Raw genomic sequence first — 17,326 nt, 5'->3', positions numbered from 1 at the left:
TTTGAAGCCACGCCTTGACCATCCCCCACATATCGCCGGAATGCCGACGAGTTCGTTGATGGTCATATGAGTTTAGGAGCGGCTAAACAGGCTGTCAATCGTCATCCGATGCAGTTTTCTTGAGCTCGTCATCCGCGTCCTTCACCTCTGCGCTTGACAAATATCGCGATGCATAATTGTTGATACTCTAACGAATTTTCGCAAGTGACGGGACGAAGGATACGCGCAATGCCAGCTGTGGTGGTCAGGAAATTTCTGGTCCAGGTCGAGGAGATTTTCCATGAGGGCGGGCCGCCCGCGGCACGCCCGCCCAAGCGCGGCGCGATCGTCGCCGTCATCGCCAACCCTTTTGCCGGACGCTACGTCGAAGAGATCACCGGCTTCATGGAGGATTTGAAGCCGCTCGGCCTCGAAATGGCGCGGCGCCTGATCGACGCCATGGGCGATGGCGTTGCCGCTGTCGAAGGCTATGGCAAAGGCGCCATCGTCGGTGCCGCCGGCGAACTTGAACACGGCGCGCTGTGGCACAATCCGGGCGGCTATGCGATGCGCGAACTTCTTGGCGACGCCAAGGCCATCGTGCCCTCGACCAAGAAGGTCGGCGGCCCCGGAACGCGCATCGACATTCCGATCACCCACATCAACGCCTCCTATGTGCGCAGCCATTTCGATGCGATCGAGATCGGCGTTGGCGATGCGCCGCGCAGCGACGAGATGGCGGTCATCCTGGCGATGACGACCGGCGCGCGCGTTCATGCGCGCGTCGGCGGTCTGGCGGCGGCCGACATCAAGGGCGAGGACGGATTGCGATGAGCGTGGAAATCCGCCGCATCATCACCATCGTCGAGGAGACCCGGATCGAAGGCGGCCGTCCCGTCGACCCGCCGACGCGGCGTGCCGCGGCGATCGCGGTGATCCGCAACCCTTATGCCGGCACGTTTGTCGAGGATCTGTCGGCGTTGAGCGCGATCGGCGAAACGCTGGGCGATATCCTACCCAGGCGTGCGGTGGCTGCGCTTGGCATTGCCGGCGACCAGGTCGAGAGCTTCGGCAAGGCAGCCGCCGTTGGCGCCGACGGTGAGCTTGAACATGCCGCCGCCATCCTTCACCCAACGCTCGGCGCTCCGTTCCGCGACGTGCTGGGCAAGGGCGCCGCGCTCATTCCCTCATCGAAGAAGCGCGGCGGTCTCGGCGTGCCGCTCGACATTCCGCTCGGCCACAAGGACGCGGCGAAGGTGCGCAGCCATTTCGACGGCATGGAGGTCCGCGTCCCCGATGCACCGCGCGCCGACGAGATCGTCGTCGCCATCGCCGTCACCGATTCCGGCAGGCCACACCCCCGCGTCGGCGGGCTGACCAAGGACAAGATTATCGGGGTTGACGGTGTGAGCTGACCGTCAGGCAGCCCTGACTTCCGGCACCCGCATTGCCGGCGGGGTGTTGCGGCTCCGGCCGGTGCGCACCTCGCCGTCGATGACGACCATGCCGATGCCCGGCAGATTGCCGAGCGAGATACTATCGAGCAGCCCGTCACCGGCACCGCCGATCGCCTGATCGATGAAGATCAGGTCGGCGGCGCGGCCGACCTCGATGATGCCGCGGTCGGTCAGTCCGCGCACGCGCGCCGTGTTGCCGCTGGCAAGACAGAACGCCACTTCCGGCGCGATGCCGCCCAGCGAAGCCAGCATGGTCAGCGTCCTTAAAATGCCGAGCGGCTGCACGCCGGATCCGGCCGGGCTGTCGGTGCCGAGGATGACGCGCGAAAGTTCGCCGCGCTGCCTGGCCAGGTCGAGCACGAACAGTCCGGTGCGCAGATTGCCGTTGTGGACGATTTCAAGCGCACGCGCGCCGTTTTCGCAGATCTGCCGGATCTCGGCTTCCGGCAGGGCCGTCGGTCCGCCGTTGACGTGGGCAACGATGTCGGCGTCGACTTCCAGCACCACATCGGCGCCGATGCGGCCGGAGCCAGGCAGCGATGGTCCGCCTGTGTGGGTCATCGAGGTCATGCCGTATTTGCGCGCCCAGGCGATCATCTGCCGGCCGGTCGGGCCATCCTTGACGCCGCCGAGACCAACCTCGCCGACAAGTGTCACGCCGGCCTCGGCGAGGTATCGAAAGTCATCCTCGACCAGGCCGTGTTCCAAGATGGGGGCGCCGGCAAGGATCTTCATGCCGTTGGGACGGAAGTTGGAGAAGGTGCGCTGCGCCGCGATCGCCAGTGCCTTCAGCCCGACCAGGTCGCGCGGGCGGCCCGGTGTGTGGACCTCTCCCGCCGAAATGATCGTGGTGACGCCGCCATGCACGGTCGAATCCATCCAGCCGATCTGGTTCTGCCGCGGCGTCCAGTCGCCGGCCACCGGATGGGCGTGGTTGTCGATGAGCCCCGGTGCGACCGCGCAGCCCATCGCGTCGATGATGGTCGCCGCATTGCCGCTGTCGACGTCATCGGCCTTGCCAATGCCTGTAATGCGCCCGTCGGTCACGACGATGGTGTCGGCGTCGAGGATCGGCAGGCCGAGGTCGCCGCTCAGCATGAGGCCGATATTGCGGACGACGAGCGTGTTGGCAGACGACTTGGGGTCGGACGACATCGGATCTCACTTCTGCTGGTGTGGAAAGGTCTGGACGCGGCTTACTTGCCGCCGTCGCCATTCGATGGATCGTCGTTATTGATGCGCTTGAGCAGGCGAAGCAGCGTCGCCTGCTCGGCGGGTGACAGCGGTGACAGGAAGCGGCGTCCGACCTCGACGCTGCGTGCGAGCCGCTCGAGCGTGTATTCGGTGCCTTTCTCGGTCAGTGCGATCATCGACAGGCGCTGGTCGGTGTCGGAGGCGCTGCGCGTGATCAGCCCGTGTTTGAGCAGCTTGCGCATGACGATGCTGATGGTCGACGGGTCCATTGCCGTCAGCCGGCCGAGATGGTTCTGCGATACCTCGCCATGTTTGAGGATCGTGGCAAGGGCCGCGAACTGGGTCGGCGACAGGTCTTCGCCGGCCATGACCTGCTGGAAACGCAGCGTCGCGCGCTGATGCGCCTTGCGGATGACGTGCGCCGGGTGCTGGTCCAACGCGTATCCGGTCTCGGCGTACCGCTCCAGCACCTGCTCGCGGGTCAGTGGTTCCGCGTTGCCGCTCGGTCGCTTCGGTGTCGCGTTTTTCTCGGATTTCTTTTCGGTCGTCAAACCGCACTCCTGTTGCCTGTCTCGGATGCCGCTGGCCCTAGCTCAAGCCGCGACTTCGGTCGGTTGCAGCGACGTCCCATCGCGAAGGGCCGCGACGACATCAGCCGAATCGCTGACCACGCCGAAATGCGTCGCTATGTCGTAGAGCGAGCTTTCCTGCTCGCGCGGTCCGGTCGCCGCGCAGCAATCGCTCGGCACCACCACTTCATAGCCCTGGAAAAAAGCATCGTGAACGGTCGATCGCACGCAAATGTTGGTGACCACGCCGAAGATCACCAACTGGTCGACCTGCATATCCTTGAGCGTCAGGTCGAGATCGGTCTGAAAGAAGGCCGAGTAGCGCCGCTTGATGACGTGGATCTCGTCATCGCGGGCGCCGAGGTCTTCGATGATTTCCGGCCCCCAGCTGCCCTCGACGCAATGCGGGGTGCGCTTGACCCATTCGCGCTCGCGGCGCATGCCCGGCCGGTGCGCATCATGAACCCAGATCACCGGCACGCCGCGCGCGCGGGCGGCCTCGATAACAGCCAGCTGCGGCGCCACCAGCGTCTCATATCCCGGCAGGACCATGGCCCCGCCGGGTTTGCAGAACTCGTTGACCATATCGATGACGATAATGGCTGCGCGTTGCGGATCAAGGCGCATTGCGTCATCGTGCCGATGTGAGGAAAAAACGTCCACGGCCATGGCGGACTCCTTTGGTCGATCGTTGATGCTCATACAAAAAACCCTGGCGGGTGCCAAGTCAATCCCGTTCGATGCAAAGCTGTGGCCACCGGCCTTGCGCATGCCGCTCTGACAAGCGTATGCGCTATTTGTCCAGCCGGATAAGGCCTTGACAAGGGGTGGCAATCATGGACTCAATTTGTATGACCATCAATGATATCCAAGCCTCTGTGCTTGCGAGCCGAGGGCCGTGATATGAGGGCGATCGTCACCGGTGCCAGTGGCCTGCTTGGTCGCCACGTTGCCGAGGCCCTGCTTGCCGCCGGCCATGACGTGCTGGGCATCGATACTGTGGCGCCGGTCGGGGGCGCATGGCGTCACGTCACCGCCGACCTGACCGATCTGGGATCGACCCTGCAGCTGGTGCGCGACTGCGACGCCGTCGTGCATGTAGCGGCGATTCCGCGGCCGACCGGCCGGGCCGGCGGCGAGGTCTTCAAGACCAATGTCGCCACCGCCTACAATGTCGTCGAGGCCGCCGCCACGGCTGGCATCAGCCGCTTCGTCTATGCCTCGTCTTTCAGCGTCTTCGGCTATCCTTTCTTCGAGAAGACGGTCGTTCCGCCCTATCTGCCGGTCGACATGAACCATCCCGTCGGCGCGCAGGATCCTTACGGCCTGTCGAAATGGCTTGGCGAGGAAATCGTCGACGCGGCGGTGCGCAGAAGTGCCTTTTCGGCGGTCAGCATCCGCATGCCATGGATCCAGACCCCGCAATCCTTCTTCGCCGGCGTCGGTCCGCGCCGCGCCACCGCCGACAGCGCCCGCGACCTGTGGGCCTATCTCGACGCGCGCGATGCCGGGCAAGGCTTCCTGCGGGCGCTCGAATGGCAAGGCGATGGCCATCTGCGCGTCCTGCTCAGCGCCGCCGACACCTTCATGGACGAGGAGACCGAAACGCTGGTGCGCCGGGTCTATCCAGGCGTTGCCCTGTCGCGGCCGATCGCCGGTTTCGGGTCCGTGCTCGATACGATCCATGCGCGCGAAACGATTGGCTTCGAGCCGGAGCATTCATGGCGTTCCTATCCAAAGCCGGAGACCGAGGGATGAAAAGGTTCGACCAGAAGAAGGTCCTTGTCACCGGCGGCGCCGGCGCCATCGGCAGTGCCGCGGTCCGGCGTTTCCTCGACGAAGGCGCGCGCGTCGCCATTGTCGACCGCAACGGCGCGGCGGCCCGCGAGCTGGCTCGCTCTCTCGGCGACAACGCTATCGCCATCGACGCCGACGTCACCGACGAGAAGGATGTGCGCAGCGCCGTCGCAACGACCGTCGAGACATTCGGCGGGCTGGATGTCGTGTTCAACAATGCCGGTATTTCTGGCGTCGTCGCTCCCGTGCACGATTTGCCGGTCGAGGACTGGGACACCATCATCCGCATCAATCTGCGCGGCATCTTCCTTGTCCTGCAGGCATCGCTCCAGGCGATGATCAGGGCCGGAACCGGCGGCTCGATCGTCAATATGGGCTCGTCGATGGCCGGTTGGGACGTGCTTGCGGGCGGCGCCGGCTATGTCGCCTCCAAACATGGCGTGGTCGGGCTGACGCGGGTCGCGGCGCTCGATGCCGCGCCCTACGGCATCCGCGTCAACGCCATCTGCCCCGGTGTGATCGAGACGACGCTCGGCGTGCCGGCTTCAGGCGACGGCGATTTCAAGAGCAGCGTCCAGCATTTCGCCGACCGCATCCCGCTGCGCCGCATTGGCCAGCCGGACGATGTCGCGGCCGCGGTGGCGTTCCTAGCCTCGGACGAGGCAAGGCATGTCACCGGCGTCGACTGGCTGATCGACGGCGGCCAGACTTTGCAGAGCTGGGCCAACGCGCCGGCCGGCGACGCGTTTCCGAAATTTCGCTAGACCTGGATCTCACGTCTCAGCTGGCGTCTCAAAGTCTCTTCGGCGGCATTGCCTGGATGATCCGGACCGCAAGATCGAGGTCGGCAAGTCCGCCCGAAAGCGGCGTGCGCGGTTTTGCTCCGGTCAGGATGCAATCGGCGAAATGCTGCCATTCACGGCGGAACGAGGTGTCGGGGACACCCGGTATGACGCGCTCGGACGCGGTCTCGCCTGTGGCCTCGCGCACGCGCACCATGGCCGAGGCGTTGCGGAAATAGGGGTTCTGGAATTCGATCCGCACCTCGTCGCGCTCGCCATGCACATGGATCCACTCGTCCCACCATTCATACTGGGCAAGCGCCATGTCGAACAGGCAAGGCGCGCCGCCATAGTCGAGCACGGCCAGCAACTGGTTGGGTCCGGTCTGTTGCGCATGGACGACGCGGTCCGGCGTGCCGAACGCGCCGCGCATGACGGCAAGGTCATGGCTGCTGAGACCGAGCAGCAACAGATAGAGGTCGCGATAGCCGGCATGATTGGCGCCGAGCGCCGCCTCGACGCGCCGGGCGACCGCATCGCGTCCCGCCGCCAACATCTCGGTCGGCACGTCAGCGATGCGGGTCTGCGTGTAGAGCTTGCCGTAACGGTCGAAGCGGCCGGCGAAATCATGGACATGGATCGACTTCGGCCTGCCGATCGCGGCAATTCGCTCCAATCCGGTTTCGTAGCCGGGATCATAAAATTTCATGTAGCCGACAAGGGCGACGAGGCCGCTTCGCTCAGCCTGCTCGACCAGCGGGCGCGCTTCTTGCGGGGTGAAGGCGAGCGGCTTCTCGACGATCAGGTGCTTGCCGGCACGGATCGCGTCGGCGACCATCTCGCCATGGTCGTAGGTGCAGATCACCACAGCATCGACATTGGGATCGGCAAGCAGGGCGCGATGGTCCGTATAGCGGGCCGCGACACCGTAATGCTCTCCGACCGCGTCGACCGTGCCGGGCGAGATGTCGCACAGGGCGGCAATGCGAAACGCCGGCAATTCCATGAGATAGGGCAAATGCATCAGCTGGGCGATCTCGCCGCAACCGATGACGCCAACGCCGATAGTGCGATCCTGCATGTCAACCCTTCACGGCGCCGGCTGTCAGGCCGGCGATGAACTGCCGTTGCATGGCGAGGAAGACGACGATCACCGGCAGTGTCGTGATCGTCAACGCGGCGAAATAGAGTGTCCATAGCGAATCGTACTGCTGGAAGAAGCTGACCAGGCCGAGCGGAATGGTCTGCACCGAGGGGTCGCGCAGCAGCAGGAAGGCGAGGAAGAAATCGTTCCAGATCTCGATGAAGCCGAAGATCAGGATCAGCGCGACGCCCGGCCGGACCAGCGGCAGCATGATGTGGATCAGGATTTCGAGCCGGCTCGCACCGTCGACGCGCGCGGCGTCCTCGAGATCGGCGGGCAAGGTGACGAAGAAGCTGCGCAGGATGAAGACCGACAGCGGCAGCGACGTCGCCGCATAGACGAAGGCGACGCCGAGCCGGTTGTTGATCAGGCCGAGGTCGCGCGCCACCATGAACAGCGGAATGGCCATCACCTGCGGCGGCACCAGCATGGCCGCCACCGCCACCGCCAGCACGACGCCACGCCCGGGAAAGCGCAGCCGCGCCAGCGCATAGGCGCAGGGCGTAGCCACGACGACCAGGATGATCAAGGCCGAACCGGTGACCAGCACGCTGCTGACGATGCGCGACCCCATGCCGGCGATGCGCCAGGCATCGGCATAATTCTGCAGCACCAGGCTCGATGGCGGACCCCAGATATTGCTCAGCATCTCCTCCTTGGTCTTGAGCGAGCCGAACAGCACCCAAAGCAGGGGATAGAGTGTCTCGATGAGCACCAAAGCGAGCGCCGCATAGATGCCCGCGACTTCGAGCAGGCCGCGTCTGCCGAGGCGCCGGGGCCGGCGGGCCGCGCCGTCATCTTGGGTGAGCGAAGGCTTGGCCGCGGCGCTCATCAGACATCCAGCCTCTGCCGCCGCATCAGCGCGAGCAGGCCGACGCTGGCCAGCCCGACGATCAGGAACAGCACATAGCCGATCGCCGCGGCATAGCTCATGGCGCCGTCCTGGAAGGCCTTGCTCATCATGTAGGTGAGAACGACTTCGGTGGCGTGGTTCGGGCCGCCCTTGGTCAGCACATAGACGATGTCGAAGTTGCGCACGAAGGCGCCTGACAGGCCGAGAATGGTGTTGATGAAGACGATCGGCATCATCATCGGCAAGGTGACGTGCCGGAAGCGCTGCAGCGGACCGGCGCCGTCCATCTTGGCCGATTCATAGAGTTCCGAAGGGATCGTCTGCAACCCCGCAAGATAGATGACGGCATGGAAGCCCAGCCATTTCCAGACGTCGACGACGATGATCGAGTAGAGCGCGATGTCGGCATCGCCAAGCCATGACTGTTTCAGGCCGCCGAGGCCGAACAGATCGAGCGCCCCGTTGAGCAGGCCGAAGACCGGATTGTAGATCCACGACCAGAGCAGCCCGACGGCGACGAAGGACATCGTCACCGGCACGAAGGCGGCGGCGCGAAAGAAAGCGCGGCCGACCAGCGCCCGGTTGAGCAGCAGCGCCAGCCCGAGACCGAGCACATTCTTCAGGATGACGACGGCAATAACGAAGATCAAATTGTTGCGCAGTGCGCCGAGGAAGATGCGGTCATGCAGGAGGCGCTGATAGTTGGAAAAGCCTGCCCAGGTCGGATCGGAAAACCCGTCCCAATTGTGCAGGCTGAGCCAGAAACCGTTGACGAAGGGCCAGAGGTAGAAAAGGCAAAACAGGATCGCGGCGGGCAGGATCATCAAGAAGGCGACTGCACCGTCCCCGGCAAGAAAGCGCCAGGCGTCGGAACGGCCCGGAGCAGGAGCTTCTTGCGATCGCGCGGTCATGCGGCCTTGGCGCTTTGCGGCGTCAGCGCCAGCCCGAGTGTGTCCCTGACATAGGCGATGCTCTCTAGCGTGCTCTGCTCGGCGGTCTTCTTCGATGCATCGAGCTCGATGATGGCGAGACCGTCGTAATTTGCCGCCAGCAGCACGTCGACGATGCCGGTGAGATCGACGACACCGGCGCCGAGTTCGCAGAAGGCGCCGTAGCGGTCATAGCCCTTGAGCGCCGGGTCCACCCTGGTGTCCTTGAAATGCATGTAGCGTACGGCCGAGATGTAGGTTCGGACCGCGTCGACCGGATCGGAATTGGTGTGGGCAAGATGCGCCGGATCGATGCAGAGTCCTGCGAGATCGGTATCGAGTTCATCCATCATGCGATCGAGCTGGTCACGGCGCTCGATAAAGGTGTCGAGATGCGGGTGATAGACCGTCTCGATGCCGAGGTCCTTTGTCCGCTTGCCGATATCTTCCAGGGCCCGGCAGAAGGCGCGGTAATCGTCGGTGGTGTGGGGGCCGGCAATGGCTTCCGAGGGACCGCCGCCGAGAACCAGCACCGGTGAGCCAAAACCCTTCAGCATCCTGGTCAGCGCCACCAGCACGTCGCGTTCGTAAGGCCAGGCGACAGGGTTGGTGAAGATCGCATTGACGTAGAAGGACGAGAGCTTGATGCCATATTCGCTCTGGCCTTCCGACAGCAGCGCGTAGCGCCGCAGGATATCGGTGTCGGTGGTCACCCCCATCGGCGCCTGGTTGCCGAGCTGCATGTATTTGCGGGCGTACTGGTCCGACAGGCTGGTGAAGGCGAGGATCTCGAACCAGCCGAAACCCTGTTCGGCCAGGAATTTTATGGCTGGCCTCAGCGGAAGGCCGGTCAGGTCCCAGCTGTTCAGGTGGTAGCCGATCGAAAAACGCTGCCGTTCGGCACGAGGTTGCGTCATGTGTTGTCTCCGATTGGCGAGGCTGCCCGAAACGGGCGGCCTCGTTTTTTCTGGGTGCGCGTCAGCCGGGCTGGATGCGCGCTTACTTGTCTACCCTCACTTCGGCGGCCAGTTGCCCTGGGCCTTGAGATCGTCGAAGGTGGTCTGGATCGAGGCGGCGGCATCCTCGGGCGTCGTCGTGCCGCCGACGATGCCGGCAATGGCCGAGGCCGTGGCTGACGCGACTTCCGACGGCCAGATCCAGTCGAGGAACTTGATCGTGCTCGGGAAGGCTTGCTTGCGCAGTTCGACGGCGTACGCATCCTCGACCTGCGGCACGCCCTTGATTGAGGCGGCGATCGGCTGCTCCGGGGCGAGATAGAGCGTCGCCACCTCCGGCCTTGTCAGATACTCGATGAACTTGACCGCCGCATCGAGCTTTTCGGGCGGGATCGACGAGGCGACGCACATGCCGTTGTCGGCGCCGCCGCCATGGCCCGGCGCGCCCGGCGTGCCGTCCATTTTCGGAAAGGCGAAGACACCCCATTTGAATGCCTTGACGCTGGTCTGGAGCGAGGGGACTTCCCAGGTGCCGCCATAGTACATGGCGCTCTTGCCGGCGGCGAAGGCAGCCCGCATGCCGTCCTGGTCGACCGAAAGCGAATCCTTGGACAGGATGCCGTCGTCGACCCATTGCTTGATCAGCTTGAAGCCTTCGACATCGGGAGCATCGGTGAACTTCGCCGTGCCTTCGAGATTCTTCTGGGTCTTGCCGATGGCATCGCCCGAGGCCTGCGAGAAGGTTTCGAAATACCACATCGGCCACATCACGGTGTTCGAGCCTTGATGCAGCAGCGGGATCACGCCCGCCGTCTTGAATTTCGGCACGGCGGCCTTGAGATCATCATAGGTCGGCGGAACGGGGATGCCGAGCTTCTGAAAGAGATCGACATTGTAGAAGATCGTCGATGTCGAGAGCGTCGAGATCGGCACGCCATAGACCTGGCCGCTAATGGTGAAGGCGCCGAGTGCGGCGGCGTCGATCCGGTCCTGGAAAGGCTTGATCTTGTCGGTGATCGGCATGACCAGCTTGCGCCGGACATAGGCGCCATTGGTGTAGAAGGCCGGGCAGGCGATCAGGTCCATTTCCTGGTTTGCCAGCTTGGCGGTCATCAGGCGCTGGATCGAATCGGTCTGCGGCCCCTGTGCGTCCCACTCGACAGCGGTGATGTCCGGGTTGGCCTTGAGGAATCCGTCGATGACCTGCTTCTGGATCTTCTTCTGCTCGTCCGGCGGCTGGCGCGGCGCGAGTTCGTCAAGCGCCGAGCCGCCGAAAACCTTGAGCGTGATCCCGTCGGCATGGCCGATGCCGGGCAGTGTGATCAGGCCGAGGCTTAGCAGTGCGGTGGCAAGGATGGAGCTGGCGGGGCTTTGTTTCGAACGATGGGTCACTCTCTGCTGAACGGGCATCTGGCTCTCCTTTTCGCCAATGCCGAGGGGCAACCTCGGGACCAAATATCGTTGATGGTCATATGATCTTGGTCGCCTGTTATGATTTTTGTCAATCGGCAAGTGTGCCTATAATTTGATCGGCATGATGAGAGCGCCCCGGGAGCGAAAATGGCCGGCTTGGCGTTCGAGTATGAAAAGGCGCCGACGCAAGACCGCTGGCCGAAACGCCAGGCTTGCGATCCCACGGCTTGTCAGGCCGGGTGGGCTCTTCGCGTTAGAGGCCGAAGCGGTCCTTCAGCCGTCCGGAAAGGATCGCTCCCTTCACCCCGAGCGGCCAGAAGCGGTGAAACCGGATCGGCTGGAGCGGCGATGTAGGCATGGGAAATGGTGAGGTCTCGTTGCCGCGCAGGCGCTGCGCCAAGACAGCGCCCATGGCCGAGGCCATGGCGACGCCACGGCCGTTGTAGCCAAGGCAGATCAGCACGCCGTCTTCCGGCTCGTGAATGTGCAGAAGATGGTCCTTCGTGATCGCCACCCGGCCGTTCCAGGCGTGTGTCCAGCGTGTTCCCGAAAGTGCTGGCCAGAGCCGCAGCGCATAGTCGGTGAGGTAGCGGATGGCGGAAGCATCTCCGATGGGTTTCATCGGCCCCCGGCCGCCCATGAGCAGGCGCCTCTCGGCGTCGATGCGGTAGTAAACGGTGATGTTGCCGGCTTCGTAGAGGACGGGCCTTTCGGGGAGGATTGCTCCCGCGACTGCCGGTGAAAGCGGTTCGGTTGCTGCAATCGCGCTGAACACCGGGACGAGAGACTGCTCCAGGCCCGGCCACAGGGCTCCGGTATAGCCATTGGTCGCGATAAGAACCTTCTCGGCGCTGACAGAACCGTTCGCGGTTTTGAGGATCCATCGTCCGGCATCCCTGTTCAGCGAGAGCACTTCGCTGCCGCCGAATATCCGCGCGCCGGCGCTCTGCGCGGCGGCTGCCAAGCCAAGTGTGTATTTCAAGGGATGGAGGTCGCCGCCGCGGGCGTCGAACATGCCGGATATGTATCTGTCCGTTCCAGTACGCGCCGCCATCGCCTTTGCCTCCAGCAGGCTCACCGGCATTCCCCGCCGTTCGCATTGCGCGGCCGTGGTCCGCACCGCGGCTTCCGGCTTTGGCCGGATGGCTGCGCGTATCGTGCCGTTCTGCCGCGCCTCGCAGGCGATCGACAGGCGCTTGATGAGGCCGAAGGTGAAATCCGGCGCGCCATAGGAGAAATCGATCATCCGCGGCCCAAGCTCAGGGCCGAACATCGCCTCGATCGTGTCGGGATCGTATTTGAGGCCGGGATTGACCTGGCCGCCATTCCTGCCCGACGCGCCCCAACCCGGCTGCTGGGCCTCGAGCACGGCAACATCGTCGCCGGCTTCCGCCAGATGCAAGGCGGCCGAAAGGCCGGTGAAGCCGCCGCCGACAATGGCCACTCTTGCCCGCTGGGCGCCGGCAAGGGCAGGGTAGTTGGCGGTGCCGCCGGCCGTTTCGCGGTAGAGGCTCCGGGGCGGGCTGCTTTCGAGCAAATTGGGCATTGTCAAGGGAACACCGGAAGAGACGCAGGTCAGAGAGGCTGGCGAAAGCCGTCGGGCGAAAGGGGATGCGCTACCTGCGAGAAACTCCAAAACGGCAGACTCTCGAATACCGTGCCGGACGCGCCACGCAATTCAGCATGGCTTTCGGGAAATCACAACAGTTGCGACAGCGCGGCCATAAAGTGGTCGTTCTCCGATGGCGAGCCGATGCTGACGCGCACATAGCTGTCGAAGCCTTCCTGCTTCCAGGGTTTGACAATGACGCCTTCGCGCAGCAGGCGCTCGGCGAAGGCGGAGGCATCGTGCCGGCAGTTGAAGAACAGGAAGTTGCCTCGTGAAGGGGCGAATTCGAGGTCTTTGCTCCTGAGAAAGCTCGCGATACGCGTTCTTTCCGCCTTGGCCAGCGCGACGACCCTGACAAGGTGTTCCTCATCCGCGAGCGCCGCCAAGGCTGCCGCCTGCGCAATGCCATTGGCGTTGAAGGGCGTGCGCACCCGGTCGAGCAGCGCGCGCAATTCCGGGTCACCGACGATGCCGAAGCCGATCCGCAACCCGGCAAGCCCGAACGCCTTGGAAAATGTCCGCAGCACGATCCAGGACCGGTCGCGTTTGCCGAGGTCGGGCAGGGACGAAGCATAGTCTTCGCCCTCGGCATATTCGGCATAGGCCTCATCGATGACGATCAGCGTCTTGTCGCTCACCGCATCCAGCACTCTCGACAGATCGCTGCTCGACAACCAACTGCCGACCGGGTTCATCGGGTTCGAGAACAGCAGCATGCGGGGGCCTTCGCGTACCGTCTCGATCAGCGCGTCGACGTTGATGGTGAGATCGTCGTTGACGGCCACGCGGTTGATGGTCGCGCCCATCAGCGTCGCGTAGTCTTCGTGCAGCGGGAACGACGGATAGAGCGTGACGACAGCGTCGCCGGGCCGCAACACGGCACGGCTGATGACGGAAAGAAGATCCTCCGAGCCATTGCCGAGGATGATTTGATCCTCGCCCACTTCATATTTGGCGGCGATGGCCTGTCGCAGCTCGCGCCCGGCCGGATCCGGATAGAGCCGGAATATCTCGGCGCCGTCCTGCATCACCGTGGCGAGCGTCGGGCTCGGGCCAAGCGGGTTTTCATTCGAGCCCAGCTTGGCGATCCTGACTGGGGCGTATCGCTGCATGACCTCGGCGATGGTCAGCCCGGAATTGTAAGGCGACAGGCGCGTGACTTCGGTTCGGACCATGTCTGAAGCTTTCGACACGAGCGGGCTCCTCTGCGGTTGGCCAAGCGACTTCCGCCTTCGGCCGGGTTCTCAAACACCGGGTTTCGCGGCATCGTCCCTGGGGCAAGCCAGGTCACCGACGGGCGCGCTGGTGCGGCGATTTTTGTCAGGAGTAGCGTAGCCGAAACGGTTTGTATATGCTTGTATATGTAACCTGATCTGATAGTCTCGGCATCGAAGCGGGAACCGACACCGGCAAGGAGGATCACATGCGCAATGCTTCTCTCTTCGATCTCGCCGGCAGGAAGGCGCTTGTCACCGGCGCCAGCCGCGGCATCGGCCGCAGCATAGCCGAGGCTCTGAGCGCTGCCGGCGCCGACGTCGCGGTCACCGCGCGCAGCCTGGCCTCGCTCGACGAGACGACAGCGGCAATCCGTGCGGCCGGCGGGGTGGCGCATGCCGTCGCCCTCGACGTCACCGATGTCGGCCGCTGCCATGCGGCCACCGCCGAAGCCGCGAGCCTGCTTGGCGGTCTCGATATCCTCGTCAACAATGCCGGGATGGAAGAGGTCCGGCCCTCGCTCGATGTCGACGAGGCGCTGTGGGACCGGATCGTCGACACCAATCTCAAAGGCGCGTTCTTCTGCGCCCAGGCCGCGGCGCGGCAGATGCGCGACGCCGGCCGGCCCGGCGCCATCATCAACCTCTGCTCGCTGACTTCGGAAGTCGGCATCCCGACCGCGGTGCCCTATGGCTCGTCGAAGTCGGGCCTGCTCGGCATGACGCGGGCGCTGGCGGCGGAGTGGGCGGATCTCGGCATCAGGGTCAACGCCATCGCTCCGGGCTATTTCAGGACGGCGATGACGGATGTGTTCTACAGCAACGAGGCATGGCAGCAGTCGATGCTGGCCAAGATCCCGCAGCACCGTTTCGGCGATCTCAGCGATCTGCACGGCGTTGCCGTGTTCCTTGCCTCGGATGCGGCCGCCTACATAACCGGCCAGTCCATTCCGGTGGATGGCGGGTTTCTCGCATCGATTTGAGGCGGCTCGCAGTAAGTTCGAAACCAAAATCTTCCGCACTGTGACCGGCTGGCACGTTGCGTTCCAACAAAGAGGAATACCCATGTCCGACATCAGCTTCCACGATCTGTCATCGCTCGATGCCACCCAGCGGGCCAGTCTGCTGAAACGCGCCGAGAGCGATCTGTCGGTCTTCGTCGAAAAGGTCCGCCCGATCATCCAGTCCGTCAAGGACGAGGGTGACGCCGCGCTGATCCGCTTCGCCAGAGAACTCGACAAGGCCGATGTCGCCGAGGGCGGACTGAAGGTCTCGGAGGCCGAGTTCGATGCGGCATTCGACAAGGTCGAAAAGGATGTTGTCGAGAGCATCGGTTTCGGCATCGACAACATCAGGCGTTTCCATGAGGAGCAGAAGCCGGAAACCATGTGGCTCAAGGAAGTCCGGCCGGGCGCCTATGCCGGCGACCGCTACACGCCGATCGCCTCCGTCGCGCTTTACGTGCCGCGCGGCAAGGGCGCCTTTCCGTCGGTGACGATGATGACCTCGGTTCCGGCGGTCATTGCCGGCGTGCCGCAGATCGCCATCGTGACGCCGCCGACAGCGGACGGTTCGGTGGATGCGGCAACGCTCGTCGCCGCGCGCCTGGCCGGCGTGCAGACGGTGTACAAATGCGGCGGTGCTCAAGCCGTCGCTGCCGTCGCCTACGGTACCGAAACGGTGAAGCCTGCGCTCAAGATCGTCGGCCCGGGCAGTCCGTGGGTGGTGGCGGCCAAGAGCGTGCTGTCGTCGATCATCAACACCGGTCTTCCTGCCGGTCCGTCGGAAGCCATCATCTTTGCCGATGACAGCGTCGACGGCGGTCTTGCAGCGCTTGACCTGTTAATCGAGGCCGAGCATGGGCCGGATTCCTCGGCATATCTGGTGACGCACAGCCGCAAGGTCGCCGAAGCAGCACTCACCGCACTCCCGGAACACTGGTCGCGCATGACCGAGCAGCGCGTCGAATTCTCGCGCGCGGTGCTGACCGGCAAGCGTGGCGGCATCGTGCTGACCGCGTCGCTGGAAGACAGCTATCGTTTCATCAACGACTATGCGCCCGAACATCTGGAAATCCTGTCGAAGGAGCCGTTCGCGCATCTCGGGCACATCACCGAGGCGGCCGAAATCCTGATGGGCCCGCACACGCCGGTGACGCTGGCCAATTTCGTTCTCGGGCCGAATGCCGTGCTGCCGACCAGCCGCTGGGCGCGAACCTATGGGCCGCTCTCGGTGACGGATTTCGTCAAGCGCTCGTCGGTCGGCTATGTCACCTCGGCCGCCTATCCGGAACTGGCGATGCATGCCCGCAGGCTCGCTCGCTACGAGGGCTTCAGCTCGCATGAAAACGCGGTCTCGGAAATCCGCGACCGCTACCTCGCCGGCTGAGCGGAGACGATCGCGATGAAGGCGGCAAGGCTTTATGGACCCGGCGATCTGCGGGTAGAGGACATTGCTTCGCCGGGCGCGCCGGATGCGGGCTGGGTGAAGCTCAGGGTCGATGCCGCCGGCATTTGCGGGTCGGACCTACACAATTTCCGCACCGGCCAATGGATAAGTCGCTCGCCTTCGACGGCCGGCCACGAACTGACCGGCACGGTGATCGCGCTCGGCGAGGGCGTCGACACCGTCGCCGTCGGCGACAGGGTGGTCGCCGATTCCCGTTTCTGGTGCGGGGAGTGCGCGCAATGCCGTGCCGGCAGGCGCCATCTCTGCGCTTCGCTGGGCTTCGTCGGCGAAGTCTGCGACGGCGGCTTTGCCGAACAGGCGGTGTTGCCCGCACGGCTGCTGCATGTCGTCGATCCGGCGCTGGATGAGCGGGTCGCTGCCATGGCCGAGCCGCTCGCGGTGGCGTTGCACGCGGTGCGGCGTCTGCCGAAGACGGCAGGCTCCGTGCTTGTCGTCGGCTGCGGGCCGATCGGCGGTCTTGCCGCGCTGCTGCTGTCGCGAAGCTTCGCCGGCACCGTGCTTGTCGCCGACCGCAATCAGGCGCGCTGCGCCCGCGTGGCGCAGGTGACCGGCGCAACGAGTGTCGACCTCGACCGCGATGCCATTGCCGCCGCAACCGGCAATGCGCCATTGCTGGCCGCCGTCGAGGCTACCGGCAGCATTGCCGCATTCACTCAGTTGCTCGGCGTTCTCGATTCCGGCAGCGCGGTGGCGATGGTCGGCATCTTCCACGACCGTCTCGACATCGACCCCAATCTTCTGGTCGAACGCGAGATCGCGTTGCTGGGATGCCATGCCTTCGCCGACGAACTGCCCGACGCCGTGCGGATGTTGAGTGAGTTGAGCGACCCGCTGCTCACCCTGATCGATCGCGAGATCAGCCTGGACGAGATACCGGCAGCCTATGAGCGGTTGTTGGCGGGCGAGAGCGACGGCTTGAAAACAATCATCCGCATGCGGCAACCTGTTGAGCCGGCGTGAT

Annotated in this window: 17 protein-coding genes; 7 read left to right on the top strand and 10 right to left on the bottom strand. The window is 64.3% G+C overall.

Going from position 1 to position 17,326, the window contains the following annotated elements; genetic code table 11:
- Window positions 1-228: 228 nt before the first annotated feature.
- Window positions 229-813: an amino acid synthesis family protein gene (locus AC56QX_RS31290; RefSeq protein ID WP_027033912.1), complete on the top strand. Its 585-nt coding sequence runs from the start codon at window positions 229-231 to the stop codon at window positions 811-813.
- The gene (locus AC56QX_RS31285; RefSeq protein WP_497112413.1) at window positions 810-1,394 is read left to right on the top strand and encodes an amino acid synthesis family protein; all 585 of its coding nucleotides are present in this window, start codon (window positions 810-812) and stop codon (window positions 1,392-1,394) included. The genes AC56QX_RS31290 and AC56QX_RS31285 overlap by 4 nt, the downstream gene beginning before the upstream one ends.
- A gap of 3 nt (window positions 1,395-1,397) precedes the next feature.
- On the opposite strand, the gene AC56QX_RS31280 is transcribed toward AC56QX_RS31285, so the two are convergent.
- Genes AC56QX_RS31280 through AC56QX_RS31270 form a run of 3 tightly spaced genes read right to left on the bottom strand, consistent with a single transcriptional unit; the run spans window position 1,398 to window position 3,868 of the window.
- Entirely contained in the window at window positions 1,398-2,591 is a 1,194-nt protein-coding gene (locus tag AC56QX_RS31280; protein ID WP_497112412.1) for an amidohydrolase family protein, read from the bottom strand.
- A gap of 41 nt (window positions 2,592-2,632) precedes the next feature.
- A complete protein-coding gene (locus AC56QX_RS31275; protein WP_497112411.1) occupies window positions 2,633-3,181 on the bottom strand; it encodes a MarR family winged helix-turn-helix transcriptional regulator in 549 nt (182 codons plus the stop codon).
- Window positions 3,182-3,223: 42 nt separating this feature from the next.
- Window positions 3,224-3,868 carry a cysteine hydrolase family protein gene (locus AC56QX_RS31270; RefSeq protein WP_497117984.1) on the bottom strand — a complete coding sequence of 215 codons (645 nt, stop codon included), beginning with the start codon at window positions 3,866-3,868 and terminating at the stop codon, window positions 3,224-3,226.
- 234 nt (window positions 3,869-4,102) lie between these two features.
- On the opposite strand from AC56QX_RS31270, the gene AC56QX_RS31265 reads away from it, so the two are divergent.
- Complete coding sequence (locus AC56QX_RS31265) at window positions 4,103-4,957, top strand: NAD-dependent epimerase/dehydratase family protein (RefSeq protein WP_497112410.1); 855 nt, start codon at window positions 4,103-4,105, stop codon at window positions 4,955-4,957.
- Window positions 4,954-5,760, top strand: a complete 807-nt coding sequence (locus AC56QX_RS31260; protein WP_497112409.1) for an SDR family NAD(P)-dependent oxidoreductase — start codon at window positions 4,954-4,956, stop codon at window positions 5,758-5,760. The genes AC56QX_RS31265 and AC56QX_RS31260 overlap by 4 nt, the downstream gene beginning before the upstream one ends.
- A 28-nt stretch (window positions 5,761-5,788) precedes the next feature.
- Here AC56QX_RS31260 and AC56QX_RS31255 read toward each other — a convergent pair whose 3' ends face one another.
- From AC56QX_RS31255 to AC56QX_RS31225, 7 genes are all read right to left on the bottom strand, one after another.
- Window positions 5,789-6,859 (bottom strand): Gfo/Idh/MocA family oxidoreductase, encoded by a 1,071-nt coding sequence (locus tag AC56QX_RS31255; RefSeq protein ID WP_497112408.1) that lies wholly within the window; start codon window positions 6,857-6,859, stop codon window positions 5,789-5,791.
- Between the two features lies 1 nt (window position 6,860).
- Window positions 6,861-7,754: a carbohydrate ABC transporter permease gene (locus AC56QX_RS31250; protein WP_497112407.1), complete on the bottom strand. Its 894-nt coding sequence runs from the start codon at window positions 7,752-7,754 to the stop codon at window positions 6,861-6,863.
- Window positions 7,754-8,686 carry a carbohydrate ABC transporter permease gene (locus tag AC56QX_RS31245; RefSeq protein ID WP_497112406.1) on the bottom strand — a complete coding sequence of 311 codons (933 nt, stop codon included), beginning with the start codon at window positions 8,684-8,686 and terminating at the stop codon, window positions 7,754-7,756. The genes AC56QX_RS31250 and AC56QX_RS31245 overlap by 1 nt, the downstream gene beginning before the upstream one ends.
- On the bottom strand, window positions 8,683-9,621 hold the full coding sequence (locus tag AC56QX_RS31240) for a sugar phosphate isomerase/epimerase family protein (RefSeq protein ID WP_497112405.1): 939 nt from the start codon (window positions 9,619-9,621) through the stop codon (window positions 8,683-8,685). The genes AC56QX_RS31245 and AC56QX_RS31240 overlap by 4 nt, the downstream gene beginning before the upstream one ends.
- A 96-nt stretch (window positions 9,622-9,717) precedes the next feature.
- Entirely contained in the window at window positions 9,718-11,070 is a 1,353-nt protein-coding gene (locus AC56QX_RS31235) for an ABC transporter substrate-binding protein (RefSeq protein ID WP_497112404.1), read from the bottom strand.
- 256 nt (window positions 11,071-11,326) lie between these two features.
- Window positions 11,327-12,610, bottom strand: coding sequence for an NAD(P)/FAD-dependent oxidoreductase (locus tag AC56QX_RS31230; protein ID WP_497117983.1), 1,284 nt, complete (start codon window positions 12,608-12,610; stop codon window positions 11,327-11,329).
- 161 nt (window positions 12,611-12,771) lie between these two features.
- On the bottom strand, window positions 12,772-13,875 hold the full coding sequence (locus AC56QX_RS31225; protein ID WP_497112403.1) for a histidinol-phosphate transaminase: 1,104 nt from the start codon (window positions 13,873-13,875) through the stop codon (window positions 12,772-12,774).
- A 230-nt stretch (window positions 13,876-14,105) separates the two neighbouring features.
- On the opposite strand from AC56QX_RS31225, the gene AC56QX_RS31220 reads away from it, so the two are divergent.
- The 3 genes from AC56QX_RS31220 (at window position 14,106) to AC56QX_RS31210 (ending at window position 17,325) form a co-directional block, all read left to right on the top strand.
- Window positions 14,106-14,879 carry an SDR family NAD(P)-dependent oxidoreductase gene (locus AC56QX_RS31220; protein WP_497112402.1) on the top strand — a complete coding sequence of 258 codons (774 nt, stop codon included), beginning with the start codon at window positions 14,106-14,108 and terminating at the stop codon, window positions 14,877-14,879.
- Window positions 14,880-14,961: 82 nt separating this feature from the next.
- Complete coding sequence (gene hisD, locus AC56QX_RS31215) at window positions 14,962-16,284, top strand: histidinol dehydrogenase (protein WP_497112401.1); 1,323 nt, start codon at window positions 14,962-14,964, stop codon at window positions 16,282-16,284.
- Between the two features lie 15 nt (window positions 16,285-16,299).
- The gene (locus AC56QX_RS31210; protein ID WP_497112400.1) at window positions 16,300-17,325 is read left to right on the top strand and encodes a zinc-dependent alcohol dehydrogenase; all 1,026 of its coding nucleotides are present in this window, start codon (window positions 16,300-16,302) and stop codon (window positions 17,323-17,325) included.
- The last annotated feature ends 1 nt before the right edge of the window (window position 17,326 follow it).

Source organism: Mesorhizobium sp. RCAM 06353, assembly GCF_059683585.1.
The sequence above is the reverse complement of the archived record's forward strand: the minus strand, read 5'-3'. Positions and strand labels throughout refer to the sequence as shown.